We start from the raw sequence: 13,006 nt of genomic DNA on the forward strand, positions 1-13,006 counted from the left end.
AAAACCAAAGCTACTTTAAGTAAGCTTTCTTATTTTTGTTTATACTCCAAATGAGTCTCTAAAATGAGATGTTCCAGCCGCACCTTCCGGTACGGCTACCTTGTTACGACTTAGCCCTAGTTACTAGTTTTACCCTAGGCAGCTCCTTTTACGGTCACCGACTTCAGGTACCCCCAGCTTCCATGGCTTGACGGGCGGTGTGTACAAGGCCCGGGAACGTATTCACCGCGCCATGGCTGATGCGCGATTACTAGCGATTCCAGCTTCATAGAGTCGAGTTGCAGACTCCAATCCGAACTGAGACCGGCTTTCGAGATTTGCATCACTTCGCAGTGTAGCTGCCCTCTGTACCGGCCATTGTATCACGTGTGTGGCCCAAGGCGTAAGGGCCGTGATGATTTGACGTCATCCCCACCTTCCTCTCTACTTGCGTAGGCAGTCTCACTAGAGTCCCCAACTTAATGATGGCAACTAGTGACAGGGGTTGCGCTCGTTGCAGGACTTAACCTAACACCTCACGGCACGAGCTGACGACAACCATGCAGCACCTTGAAAATTGTCCGAAGAAAACCGTATTTCTACAGCTGTCAATTCCCATTTAAGCCTTGGTAAGGTTCCTCGCGTATCATCGAATTAAACCACATGATCCACCGCTTGTGCGGGCCCCCGTCAATTCCTTTGAGTTTCAACCTTGCGGTCGTACTCCCCAGGTGGCTAACTTATCACTTTCGCTTAGTCTCTGAACCCTAAAGCCCAAAAACGAGTTAGCATCGTTTACGGCGTGGACTACCAGGGTATCTAATCCTGTTCGCTCCCCACGCTTTCGTCCCTCAGCGTCAGTTATAACTTGGTAACCTGCCTTCGCAATCGGTGTTCTGAGTAATATCTATGCATTTCACCGCTACACTACTCATTCCAGCTACCTCAACTATACTCAAGACTAGCAGTATCAACGGCAGTTCTACAGTTAAGCTGTAGGCTTTCACCACTGACTTACTAGCCCGCCTGCGGACCCTTTAAACCCAATAAATCCGGATAACGCTCGCACCCTCCGTATTACCGCGGCTGCTGGCACGGAGTTAGCCGGTGCTTATTCGTACAGTACCTTCAGCTACCCTCACGAGGGTAGGTTTATCCCTGTACAAAAGAAGTTTACAACCCATAGGGCCGTCGTCCTTCACGCGGGATGGCTGGATCAGGCTTGCACCCATTGTCCAATATTCCTCACTGCTGCCTCCCGTAGGAGTCTGGTCCGTGTCTCAGTACCAGTGTGGGGGATCACCCTCTCAGGCCCCCTAAAGATCATTGACTTGGTGAGCCGTTACCTCACCAACTATCTAATCTTGCGCGTGCCCATCCTTATCCACCGGAGTTTTCAATATTAACTGATGCCAATCAATATATTATGGGGTATTAATCTTCCTTTCGAAAGGCTATCCCCCAGATAAGGGCAGGTTGCACACGTGTTCCGCACCCGTACGCCGCTCTCAAGTATCCGAAGATACTCTACCGCTCGGCTTGCATGTGTTAGGCCTCCCGCTAGCGTTCATCCTGAGCCAGGATCAAACTCTCCATTGTATATTTTTCCTGTCTCACTCAAAGTTTTGTTACGCTTTGGTTTTTTCCTTACTTGGTTGTTATAGTATCTTTCAATGTTCTCTATTCTTCTCGCTAAATCCCTCACTGATTACCTCAGTTCCGATTTGCGAGTGCAAAAGTAAAAAGTTTTTTTTAATTGACCAAATGTTTTTTGAAAAAATTTTTAAATATTTTTTCTCAACACCGCTAAACACCTCTCGCAACACTCCTCCTTATTCTTAAGGCTTATTACTACTAAGTATTTAATCTAATCAATCTACTCCTACTCTCTCGTATCGAGGCTGCAAAAATACATATTCTTCGGAATTAACTCCAAATGTTTTATACACTTTTTTTATCTATCATATATAATTATCTGATATACAAATTGAAAAAATTTTAGAAACTCTAATAAGATGTATAGAAATTTAATAAATAATTGGCATAAGCCTCATCTAATCTTTCTAAATCTCCTGTCTTTAGATTGAGAAAACCGTCTTTTCCCCTAAGTGAAGTATCGGATACATTAAAATATAATGAGTTATTAGTTCCTGTTTTCGTTGGAAGTTTTATCCTAGAACCAAGAAATCCACCTACTGAAACATCTATTGGCTTTTCTGTTAAATTTATTTTATAATAAGATTTTGGTAAAAGCGTTAATTTTTTATCTTCTATTTTTAATTTCTGAGCTTTGTCTCCTATATTAAATAGATAAACTTCATCATGAACCCTTGTTATATTTTCTACATTTATAGAGTATAATAATACTGTATAGTATTGTTTATTTTTAGCTTTTAGCCCATCTATAGTTTCAGGAAATATAATTTGATAAGCATTAGCTCCTATAAATTTAGCCTTATTGTATATTGCTACATAATTAACTTTGTCGTCCGTAGATGCATTAGCTACTTCTAGTTTACCTAAATAATGTGCTTTTTCAATATCTTCTTGGATAAGTCTAAAGAATGATTTATCTGTACTTTCTATTTTATCTTTAATTTCCACTAGGTCGTATCGTTGAGAAAAACCAGCGACTGATAAACATAGACTAAGAGCTAAAATAATTTTATTCATCTTCTTTAAGGATTTCTATACAAGCCTCTAAACTGGGTTGCCAATACTTTATTTCTATTTGATAATCTTTTTCTATTTTATCTAAAGCAAAGGTACTTCTATGTGGTCTCTTAGCTGGAGTAGGATATTCCTCTGTTGGAATAGGATTTAGTTTAATATTACTTTTTGAGAATTCTTTAATTTTTGTAGCAAACTCGTACCAAGTAGTCTCTGAATAGTTAGAGAAATGATAGATACCCATTTTTTTTGAAGGTGTTTCTATGATTTTCATTACAGCTTCTGCCAAATCATTGGCATTAGTTGGCTGACCGAATTGGTCGTTTACTATATTTAATTCATCTTTTTGAGAAAAAAGGTGAAGCATTGTTTTTACAAAGTTTTTATTAAACTCAGAGTAAAGCCAAGAAGTACGAATGACTATTGTATTAGGATTATTCTCTAAAGCCAATTCCTCCCCTCTAAGTTTAGACTTCCCATAAACTCCAAGAGGATTGGTAAAATCATCTTCTGAATAAGGCAAATTTGTGTCTCCATCAAAAACATAATCGGTGCTGATGTGTATCAATAATACTTGATTTTCCTGACAAACTTTTGCTAGATTTCCCACTCCATTAGCGTTGATATTATAGGCTTTTTCTTGCTCCTGCTCCGCCAAATCTACAGCAGTGTATGCCGCAGCATTGATACAGACCGATGGTTTTTCCTCATTAAAAATATCTAAAACAGCTCCTTCATCTGTTATATCCAACTCTTTTGAAGTTTTAAATACAAAGTTATATTGTGGATAGTTCTCTTCTAACTTTTTGAAACAATTACCTAATTGTCCTCCTGCTCCTGTAACTAAAATTTTACTCATATCTTATCTAATATATTACACTATATCCCCACAAATTTATTTATTTTTCTCAAGTTATCAACTCTTTCTTGGAATGTTTTTTCCGATATTTCTACCAAGAATTCACCAAACTGTTCCATAATTTCTGGAGTGTGTTCTTGTGATTTTCTTGTTTTAAGATTAAAGTGAATAACCTTTACCCATAATACAGCGTAAACTAAATCAGAATCCAAAGCTTTCATTAAAATTTCTACTAAAGCTGTTCTTTTATCCATCATAATGGTTTTACTTGTAATTTTAGCTTTAGTATTAGCTTTTATTTCTCTTAGATATGCTATTTGATTTTCTATAGCAATCCAAGTGCAGCCCGTTTTTTGTGCATATTCTTGATAGGTAAATCCGTAGTTATCTTCCACATGATCTTCTCTTGCATTGAGCATATACTCCAAATATTTTACATTATTAAGATGCCCTATTGGATCACAATCTGCGAAACGAATTTTAACTATACTCTCAAACTCTTTTAATTCTCCCATATTTATATATTTAAATAAAAAAACCACTCAAAAAGAGTGGCTTTATAGATATTTTCAACTTAATTAAAGTCCTAATTCTTTTTTAACAGCTGCAGTAGCATCAGCTCCTCCTTTATAGATTAACCCCATAGTGTTAGAGTCAAAAATAAAGTCCCAACCATTAGCTTTAGCTGCTTTTTCTGTAGCTTCCATAAATTTCTTATCTATAGGAGCGTAAGCTGCTTGTTGCTTCTCTGTATAATCTTTCTGAGCAGCTTCTGACATTTGCTGAATATTCTGTTGTTTCTTCTGCAACTCTCCTTCTTTAGCTGTTCTCTGAGCTTCAGTCATTGTAGCTGCTGCTTTTTGGTAAGCTGCAACCTCTTCTTGCCAAGCTTGTGCTTGTTTCTGAATTTCTACTTGTTTTGCCTTAAATACACTTAATAATTGTTCATCTGCTTTTTTCTTTTCAGGCATCATGCTCAAAATAGCTTCTACATCTACTGTAGCTATTTTTTGTGCCTTTGCAACTCCCATAGATACAAACATCATTACCGCTGCAAACAATACGCTTAATTTTTTCATAATAATAAATAAAGTTTAATTTTTATAGTTTTTTATTTCTCTCTGCAATTATACTTATTTTTTTTGATTTTTAAGTAAAATATCCAATACTTTATCGGTATAATCGTACTTTTTATCAGTAAAGAGTATATTTGCGTCGTTACCTTTATCAAGAACTATGCCTAAACCATTTTTATCACTAACTTGCTTTATAGCATTCCAAATTTGATCTTGAAAAGGCTTAGTTAGAGATGTTCTCAACTTATTAACCTCTCCATCCGTTCCAAATCTTTTAGAGATAAGTCCTTTAAGCTCTTTTTCTAAATCTAAGACTTCTTTTTCTCTTGTCTTTAGTTGCTCTCCTACAAGAAGTACTTTTTCATTTTCAAATGATGTTTTTTTAGCTTCGTAATTGGTCTGCATTTGGCTAATTTCAGTTTGCCAAGTTTGCACTTGTGTTTCCAATCTTTTTTCTGCCTCTTTATATTGAGGAAACTTCTCCAAAATATATCGTGTATCTACAACTCCTATCTTCTGTGCTTTAATACCAAAGCTTAGAAACAACAGACTGAGAACAAAAGCTATTTTTTTAAAAAAACTTATCATCTTTTCAATATTGAATTATAATGGTTGGTTCATTAAGAAGTGGGTATTCCAACCCGAAGGTTGTGTACCTCCTATAGTTTTGTCAAATCCGTAAGCAAAGTCGAATCCAATCAAACCAAAAGCTCCCATAAATACTCTAATACCAACACCTACAGAGCGTTTCAACTGGAATGGATTGTAAGTTGAAAAGTTATTCCAAGTATTACCTCCTTCAGCAAAAGTAAGTGCATAGATTTTAGCTGTTTGGTTCATTGAGATTGGATACCTTAATTCTACCGCAAAACGGTTATATAAAGTACCTCCACCTGTTGGGGTAACATCTTCTGTTAATCCACCTGTCATAGATGCGTTCTGATAACCACGCAATGGTATAAGTTCTCTACCGTCAAACCTTCCCGCAAAAAGCCCCACACCACCTAAATAAAATCTCTCAAAAGGAGGTGCTCCTAATTGTCTATTGTATCCGTCCATAAAGCCCATTTCTGCAGTAGAACGTAATACTAGTTTACCAACAACCGTATTATAGGTTTCGGCTCTAAGTTTTACTTTGTAAAATTCTAACCAATTGTATTTTGCCGCAGTGGACATAGTACTATAATCTTTATTCGAAAATAAAGAATATGGTGGTGTAAACTTTACAGAAGCTTCTATATTAGACCCTTGCGTAGGGAAATGAGGATCAAATCCTGCTGAGTTCCTACTAAGTGATATATTAAATGCAAAGTTGTTTGCAGAACCATTATTTACTTGCTCTGACCCGAACTGGAATGGGAAGTTATTAAAATTATAGCCCTGATAAGAAATCCCTGTATAAAGAGAGAAATTATAATCTGGCCATAATAGTCTTCTTGTTAAACCTACATTCGCAGAGAATATATTTAACCTTTGACTACCTCCTGTGAGATCTGCATATTTTACTATGGAGTTATTTAAACTTATAGATAAAGCAGTTGGACGGCTACCAAACAACCAAGGTTCTGTAAAAGCAAAACTATAATTTTGGAAGAATTGCCCTGCCTGTGCTTGTAACGATAATACTTGCCCATCTCCTTGAGGAACAGGTTTAAAATCTTTACCTCTCAAGAAATTTCTAAGAGAAAAGTTATTAAACGTTAGCCCCAAAGTCCCTATAAATGAGTTACCTCCATAACCTGCTTGTAGCTGTACTTGCGAAGAACCTTTTTCTACCAAATTCCAAGCAACATCTACAGTATTATTTTGTGGATTTGGTTTGATGTCATATTTAATTTGTTGAGGGTCAAAAAACTGCATCCCTGCTAAATCAAAGTAAGTTCCTTTAATATCTCTTTTGGAAAATAAATTCCCTGGTCTTGTTTGTAGAGAACGAAGCACTACATGGTCATGTGTAGTCGTATTACCACTCCATGTTACCCTATCCCAAGAGGCTTTTTCGCCCTCCTTAATTCTTATTTCTAAGTCTATAGAGTCTCCCTTGATTGCTTTTTCTACAGGCGTTACTTGGGAGAAAAGATAACCATTGTTAAGGTATAAAGACTTGATATCTGAATCATCTTCTTTACCACCATCTTCACCTACTTTTTTATTAAATCCTACGGCATCATAAATATCTCCTTTTTTATACCCTAATACCTTTTGTAAAAACTCTGTACTATAAGCTGTATTTCCAATGAAATTAATGTCTCCGATATAGTATTTTTTACCTTCGTTGAGTTTTACATTGATTTCATAATTGTTGTTTTTATTTCTCCAAACCGAATCAGAAACAATTACCGCATCACGATAACCTAAAGAGTTATAATAGGTTACTAAGTTTTTCTTATCTTCTTCGTATTTCTCTTTAACAAACTTAGATGATTTTAATATTCCTAATAAAAATCTCTTTTGCTTAGTCTCTTTAAATGCTTTTTTTCTAAGTTTTTTAGATGAAATATTCTCGTTTCCTTCAAAAGTAATACGGTCTATTTTTATACGCTTCCCCCTTTGTACCTCTATCGTCCAGTCCATCATATTAGGGTCTTTAGGGTTTGCAGTATTCTTTACATTCACCTTAGCGTCAGAGAAACCTTTATCTATCTGCTGTTTGGCAATATTGTGTTTTACCGAGTTTATTAAGTCATTAGTGATTTTTACCCCAGGTTTTAAATCATTATCTTTTATGATTTTTTCAGCCTTAGATTTACTAACTTTCTTATCTATCCCTACTACTTTTACTTCTCCTAAATCTTTTAGGTCTTCTAATAAAAACCTAAGTACAATATTTTGTCCATCTACACTTTGTACATAGACTTCTACTTCGGAGAAATATTTAGAGTTCCAAAGTTTTTTTATAGCCTCACTAATCTTTTGCCCAGGCACTTCTATCTGCTCTCCTTTTCTAAGTCCTGTAAATCTTAAAACCTGATCTGCACTATATTTTTTGACGCCATCTACCACTATATCTTTCAAAATATAGTTTCCTTGTAAGTCATCTACCTGAGTTGTACTCTCACTTTGTACTCCTTGTTGAGGATTTGTCTTAGGCACCTCTTGTCCAAATAAATGAGCTGACGCTGCAAATAAAAGAACTGGTAAAAATTTATATCTCATTATATAAAATCTATTCTTTTTTCAATTAAAATATTAAGGAGCTACCTGCTCACTAGTTTTGCCGTATCGTCTCTCCTTGTTTTGGTAATCTACGATACATTGGAAGAAGTCGTCTTTAGAGAAATCTGGCCATAGAATATCTAAAAACTGTAGTTCTGCATAAGCTATTTGCCATAAAAGGAAATTGCTTATCCTCACTTCTCCACTCGTTCTAATCAATAAATCTACATCTGGAATGTCTTTAGTAAACAAGTTCTGACTTATAGTTTCTTCTGAGATAGCCTCTACCGATAACTCTCCATTTTTAACTTCAGTAGCAATTTTTTTCACCGCCGTTAAAATCTCATGTCTAGAACCGTAGCTCAGAGCCAAAACTAAATTTCCGTTAGTATTATTCTTGGTTAAATCTACTACATTTAGCAACTGATCTTTAACCAAAGAAGGCAATCTTTCCACATCGCCTATAACATGCATTCTCAACCCTTTATTGAATATATCTTCCGCCTCTGCTAATAAAGTTTCTGATAACAAATTCATAAGCGTATCTACCTCATCGGAAGGTCGACCCCAATTTTCCGTAGAAAAGGTGTATAATGTAAGGTAAGGTACACCTATCTCATTACAGGCATTGATAGCATTTCTCACCGCTTCAATAGCACTCTTATGCCCAAAGGTTCTTTCTTGTCCCTTAGATTTTGCCCATCTCCCATTGCCATCCATTATAATGGCGATGTGTTGAGGCAGTTGATTTTTATCAATTTTATTCTTTATTTCTGACATTTTCTTAATCACAATAACATGGTGGACGTCCAAAAGAGTAGGATATACCTACAGTAACTGTATTTACCCAATCGTTAGAATTTAAATTCCCTACTCTTTTCGATTCCACATAAGGTTTTATAATTGCATTTATTTCTTCTTCTGAAAGCACTGTATTTCCTCCTCTTATCGCTTTTACTGCTTCTTTATCGTAAAGAACTCTTACTTGGCTTTCTTTCATATTGCTGTAATCAATATTATCCGTAAAGGTAGGACGGAAAGTTACCTCTCCAAACAAAGCCCAATTATAGTTAAACTTATACTTTAATCCTATCCCAAAAGGAATAGACATTGTCAATTTATTAGCTACAGCCCGTTGCCCTTCAGGATAATCTTCGATTGCAGGAGGCATAAAAGTTCCTGTAGCATCTACTAGCTGATAATCAGAAAAATCTAATGTAGTATTAACACTTGAATAAAGCATAGCTCCTATACCACCGAAGATGTAAGGACTGAGCATAGGTGATTTCTGCTCGTTATTAACTGGTAAAAACTGATACTCAAAAACGGATTCTAAGGATAGTACTGTGTTATTACCTGAATTATTTCTAATTCTACGATATTCCTCTTTCGCTAAATGGTCTTGAAACTTAACATTTGAATAAGATAAATTAAATCTAAGCCCTTGATAAGGATTAAAATTCATCTTATAAAAACCTCCTAAATTAACTGGAGGCCCATAAATATCACTAAAAGTTGAAAAATCTGAAAGTAAATAATTAGTCTTACCAATATCCCCCACAAGGTTACTCACCCCCGCATAAATACCAATCTCATGCTTTTGAGCAAAAGATAGGGTAGACGTTGTAAAAGTACATAACAGACCGAAAATTATTTTCTTCATAATTTATTGTTTTTGAGTAAAACAATGTGCAAATATAAACCTTTTTAAAGTTAAGCCAATCTTAAAGAAGCGTTAAAAAAACTATTGGGTATTGTAAATAATTTCTAGTTTTGGATTATTAACTCTCACTTTAAGCCATTCGTTAATTTTGGTCTTCTCCGCTTCTCTAATAGGAGCTTCTGCACTTATAAGCATCACATTCTTTTTAATTATAGACGAATCCGTAACCTCATCCATAATGCTGAACGCAAACTTCTTTATATTATTATTTTGAACCTTAAGCTCTTTAAATATTTGCTCGGTTTCTTTTTTATGAGCGTTGATACTATCACTCCTCATTACTAAAAACTTTTTGAGCTGTTGCTCCGAATCATTAGCAGGAACAATATTATTCTGCCCATTAGCCGATGGCACAAAATTAAACCCTTGTTTTATAACTAATTTCACACCCTCCAAGTCGTAATTATTAGCCTTCTTTTTGAGTGCTTTCATACTCTCTTCACTTAGCTTTTCTCCACCGTAAGTTAGTTCTATTTCGCCATTCTCATAACTAATTTTCTTACTTAAAAGAAAATTGTTTTGAAATACAGCCTCACCGCTAATAAAGCGAGAGGCATTTCGTTCAAACTTGTTTTTATTTACCATCACATAACCAAAGTAAGTGCTTGGTATCAAAGTAAGAACGACTAAAAACCACATGATTTTCCTAGAGCGTTTCTCTATCCTCTCATCTTTGAAATGATAACGAGGAAAATCCACTACCTTAAGCACAATAAAGGTTGCTAAAGCGATATAAACCGTATTGATGAGATATAAATATAAAGCTCCAAAAAAATACGAAAACTGCAATGTTGCCAGCCCATATCCTGCCGTACACAAAGGAGGCATAAGTGCCGTAGCAATGGCTACTCCTGGTATTACATTACCTTTGAGTTTGCTATAAGTAGCCACAATACCTGCTAAACCTCCGAAAAAGGCTATAAGTACATCGTAAATATTAGGAGAAGTTCTCGCCAATATTTCCGAATAGGCATCACTAATAGGAGAAACTAGAAAATAAATCGTGGAAGTTACCAAGCCAACACCAGAAGCGAAAGCATAGTTTTTAATTGCTGTTTTCAGCATCCAAGGGTCGTTAATCCCAACGGAAAAACCAATCCCCATAATAGGACCCATAAGTGGTGATATAAGCATCGCTCCTATAATCACCGCAGTAGAGTTCATATTAAGCCCCAAACAAACTATAAATATGGCAAAAATTAAAATCCACAGATTAGTCCCTTTAAAAGGAATATTTGTAGCTATGTTTTCTTTAACATTATTAAATGTCTCTTGCTGAGAAAGAAGGCTGAAAACTTCTTTTAGTTTAGTTAGTTTTTCTAACATTAGCTTTTTAGTTTGGCAATAACATCTAAACCTCCCTTGGTTTTATCTCCTATTTTGCAAAGTATCTCCGTATCTAGTGGTAAAAATACATCCATACGAGAACCAAATTTAATAAATCCAAACTCGTGCCCTGCTTTGGCTGCATCTCCTTCGTTACAGTAGAATACAATCCTCCTTGCAACATAACCCGCAATCTGACGGAACACAACATTAGACCCTAAAAGAGTTTTAACAGCAACCGTAGTTCTCTCGTTTTCGGTAGAAGATTTCTCGTGCCACGCTACCAAATATTTACCTGGGTGGTATTTTTTGTAAACCACCTCTCCGCTTACGGGATAACGACAAATATGTACATTAAGTGGCGACATAAATATAGAGACCTGAATGCACTTCCCTTTTAAGAATTCATTTTCTTCTACTTCTTTTATCATTACTACTTTACCGTCCACAGGTGCTATTACATTTTCTCTGTGTTCTAAAATAGTTCTACTAGGCACTCTAAAAAACCATAAAACCAATCCTAAAATAACCAAAAGAGGAAGTATAATAACCAGAGCCCAACCCTTTAAAAAATAAATAGACAAGCCGCTTACTATAGCCACCACGCTTCCCACCACAAGTAATGTTCCTTTAGATTCTTTGTGTAATTTCATTATTATCAGTTTATTATTAAAATAACTTTTCTATCGCAAAATATAAATATAATACTGGTGCACATACCATAAAGCTGTCCAGCCTATCTAAAATTCCTCCATGCCCCGGAATGATATTCCCACTATCTTTAACTCCGAAAGTTCGTTTTAATTGACTTTCCAACAAATCTCCCATAGGTGCAAATACAGAGACTAACACTCCCACCAATATCCAATTACCTCTAAGTTCCGTATAATTTTGCTCTATAAAAAAACCTAACAACATTGTGGATAATACTCCGCCAATAAAGCCTTCCCAAGTCTTCTTAGGACTTATCTTAGGAGCCATTTTATGTCTACCCAATAATCTTCCAAAAACATAAGCAAAGGAATCACTGCTCCAAATAAGAACAAACATCCAAAATACTTCCATAGAAAAGGATTCTGGTAAACCTTTAATAAAGGTAGGTAAACCCAATGCAAAAGAAAACGGTATCACGGTATAAATAACAGCAAAGATGAGTTTGCCATTTTCATAGTAAAGTTCTTTAGGATAACGGAACAATGTTACCGCCGCAATAGGCAGTAATGATAATCCTAGTATTTCCGATAGTGTAATATTAGCATAAAAACTATTATAGAAGTATTTCATACTAAAGCGATAATACACAAGAAGAACGGCTGGGAAAACCAACCATTTCCAAAAAGTATTATCAAACTTCATCATTCTCACACATTCCCACACGCCTACAAATAATAGAAATGTGATTAGTCCAAAATAGAGTTGCTCCGCGCCTACCACATATTTACCTAATAAATTATTGATAGTAATAGCTCCATAAGGCGTTGTACAAGCAATTATCACAAGTGCATAAACACCACCAAATATTATACGGAGTAATAAATTTTTATCCAAAACAGAATTGATTTAGTTAATTTAATCTTCCAGCAAAAGAAGAAAAAGTTTAGTATTCTTTTTTTGAGGGTCATCTAAGTGTGATTGTCCTCCACTTATTGAAGTTAGATTTTTAAGAGTACTCTTTCTTCTCTTTACTTTCATCATTGCTTCGTTAAGATTGGTTACTATCTGAGAAACAGTTGCCATAATAACAATTTTCTCTGGAAGTCTAGAAGAATTATAGTGTAAGATATTATTGTGAGAAAGCATTATTTTACCATCATAAGCGATAAGATATTCACAAGTGATAAAAGCGGCATCGTTAAAAAGCTCTAAACTTTCCGTAGAAGATACCCCTATCACATTTAAGAAATCTCTAAGGTTTTCATCGCAACAGAAAATAGAGGACATACCCTCCAACTTTACAATTTGATTGAGTGTTTTAAGAGCTTCCGCCTCGTCTGCACAATAATTGAAAATTCCTCCAGAATGTGTAAACAACTGGGCAAATTTATAATCTAAATCTGCAGAACTAAGCTTATCACCTAATTTTATAACATCAGGCTTTGCTGTTTCTTCTTCCGTATTAAAAATTTTACCGACAATGTTCTTAAACCAACTCAAATCAACAGAGGCTTTTTTAATTTAATTAACAAAAATAGTAAATATTTATTATATATAGCATTA

At 35.4% G+C, this 13,006-nt stretch carries 12 protein-coding genes and 1 rRNA gene; all 13 read right to left on the reverse strand.

Annotated features, from left to right (window positions below; genetic code table 11):
• Positions 1-61: 61 nt before the first annotated feature.
• Positions 62-1,578 (reverse strand): 16S ribosomal RNA (locus D1J36_RS03990).
• A gap of 408 nt (positions 1,579-1,986) precedes the next feature.
• Positions 1,987-2,652: a hypothetical protein gene (locus D1J36_RS03995; RefSeq protein WP_052911020.1), complete on the reverse strand. Its 666-nt coding sequence runs from the start codon at positions 2,650-2,652 to the stop codon at positions 1,987-1,989.
• Complete coding sequence (gene rfbD, locus D1J36_RS04000) at positions 2,645-3,508, reverse strand: dTDP-4-dehydrorhamnose reductase (protein ID WP_154137304.1); 864 nt, start codon at positions 3,506-3,508, stop codon at positions 2,645-2,647. The genes D1J36_RS03995 and rfbD overlap by 8 nt, the downstream gene beginning before the upstream one ends.
• A gap of 20 nt (positions 3,509-3,528) precedes the next feature.
• Positions 3,529-4,023: an acyl-CoA thioesterase gene (locus tag D1J36_RS04005; protein ID WP_154137305.1), complete on the reverse strand. Its 495-nt coding sequence runs from the start codon at positions 4,021-4,023 to the stop codon at positions 3,529-3,531.
• 63 nt (positions 4,024-4,086) lie between these two features.
• Positions 4,087-4,587 (reverse strand): OmpH family outer membrane protein, encoded by a 501-nt coding sequence (locus D1J36_RS04010; protein ID WP_154137306.1) that lies wholly within the window; start codon positions 4,585-4,587, stop codon positions 4,087-4,089.
• 54 nt (positions 4,588-4,641) lie between these two features.
• Positions 4,642-5,172, reverse strand: a complete 531-nt coding sequence (locus D1J36_RS04015) for an OmpH family outer membrane protein (RefSeq protein ID WP_107046632.1) — start codon at positions 5,170-5,172, stop codon at positions 4,642-4,644.
• 15 nt (positions 5,173-5,187) lie between these two features.
• Positions 5,188-7,740, reverse strand: a complete 2,553-nt coding sequence (locus tag D1J36_RS04020) for a BamA/OMP85 family outer membrane protein (RefSeq protein ID WP_154137307.1) — start codon at positions 7,738-7,740, stop codon at positions 5,188-5,190.
• Positions 7,741-7,773: 33 nt separating this feature from the next.
• Positions 7,774-8,520 carry an isoprenyl transferase gene (locus D1J36_RS04025; protein WP_154137308.1) on the reverse strand — a complete coding sequence of 249 codons (747 nt, stop codon included), beginning with the start codon at positions 8,518-8,520 and terminating at the stop codon, positions 7,774-7,776.
• Positions 8,521-8,524: 4 nt separating this feature from the next.
• Positions 8,525-9,403, reverse strand: coding sequence for a DUF6089 family protein (locus tag D1J36_RS04030; protein ID WP_154137309.1), 879 nt, complete (start codon positions 9,401-9,403; stop codon positions 8,525-8,527).
• 81 nt (positions 9,404-9,484) lie between these two features.
• On the reverse strand, positions 9,485-10,789 hold the full coding sequence (locus D1J36_RS04035) for a DUF389 domain-containing protein (protein WP_154137310.1): 1,305 nt from the start codon (positions 10,787-10,789) through the stop codon (positions 9,485-9,487).
• Positions 10,789-11,442: a phosphatidylserine decarboxylase family protein gene (locus D1J36_RS04040; RefSeq protein ID WP_154137311.1), complete on the reverse strand. Its 654-nt coding sequence runs from the start codon at positions 11,440-11,442 to the stop codon at positions 10,789-10,791. The genes D1J36_RS04035 and D1J36_RS04040 overlap by 1 nt, the downstream gene beginning before the upstream one ends.
• A gap of 16 nt (positions 11,443-11,458) precedes the next feature.
• A complete protein-coding gene (locus D1J36_RS04045; protein WP_154137312.1) occupies positions 11,459-12,337 on the reverse strand; it encodes a phosphatidate cytidylyltransferase in 879 nt (292 codons plus the stop codon).
• A 21-nt stretch (positions 12,338-12,358) separates the two neighbouring features.
• Positions 12,359-12,943, reverse strand: a complete 585-nt coding sequence (locus tag D1J36_RS04050; RefSeq protein ID WP_154137313.1) for an LUD domain-containing protein — start codon at positions 12,941-12,943, stop codon at positions 12,359-12,361.
• Positions 12,944-13,006 lie beyond the last annotated feature (63 nt).

Source organism: Riemerella anatipestifer (assembly GCF_009670965.2).
GTDB lineage: Bacteria > Bacteroidota > Bacteroidia > Flavobacteriales > Weeksellaceae > Riemerella > Riemerella anatipestifer_B.

Excerpts from the sequence above, each read along its gene's own strand:
- rfbD (WP_154137304.1), bottom strand. The coding sequence starts at position 3,508 with ATGAGTAAAATTTTAGTTACAGGAGCAGGAGGACAATTAGGTAATTGT.
- D1J36_RS04035 (WP_154137310.1), bottom strand. The coding sequence starts at position 10,789 with ATGTTAGAAAAACTAACTAAACTAAAAGAAGTTTTCAGCCTTCTTTCT.
- D1J36_RS04030 (WP_154137309.1), bottom strand. The coding sequence starts at position 9,403 with ATGAAGAAAATAATTTTCGGTCTGTTATGTACTTTTACAACGTCTACC.
- D1J36_RS04040 (WP_154137311.1), bottom strand. The coding sequence starts at position 11,442 with ATGAAATTACACAAAGAATCTAAAGGAACATTACTTGTGGTGGGAAGC.
- D1J36_RS04005 (WP_154137305.1), bottom strand. The coding sequence starts at position 4,023 with ATGGGAGAATTAAAAGAGTTTGAGAGTATAGTTAAAATTCGTTTCGCA.
- D1J36_RS04025 (WP_154137308.1), bottom strand. The coding sequence starts at position 8,520 with ATGTCAGAAATAAAGAATAAAATTGATAAAAATCAACTGCCTCAACAC.
- D1J36_RS03995 (WP_052911020.1), bottom strand. The coding sequence starts at position 2,652 with ATGAATAAAATTATTTTAGCTCTTAGTCTATGTTTATCAGTCGCTGGT.
- D1J36_RS04020 (WP_154137307.1), bottom strand. The coding sequence starts at position 7,740 with ATGAGATATAAATTTTTACCAGTTCTTTTATTTGCAGCGTCAGCTCAT.
- D1J36_RS04010 (WP_154137306.1), bottom strand. The coding sequence starts at position 4,587 with ATGAAAAAATTAAGCGTATTGTTTGCAGCGGTAATGATGTTTGTATCT.
- D1J36_RS04015 (WP_107046632.1), bottom strand. The coding sequence starts at position 5,172 with ATGATAAGTTTTTTTAAAAAAATAGCTTTTGTTCTCAGTCTGTTGTTT.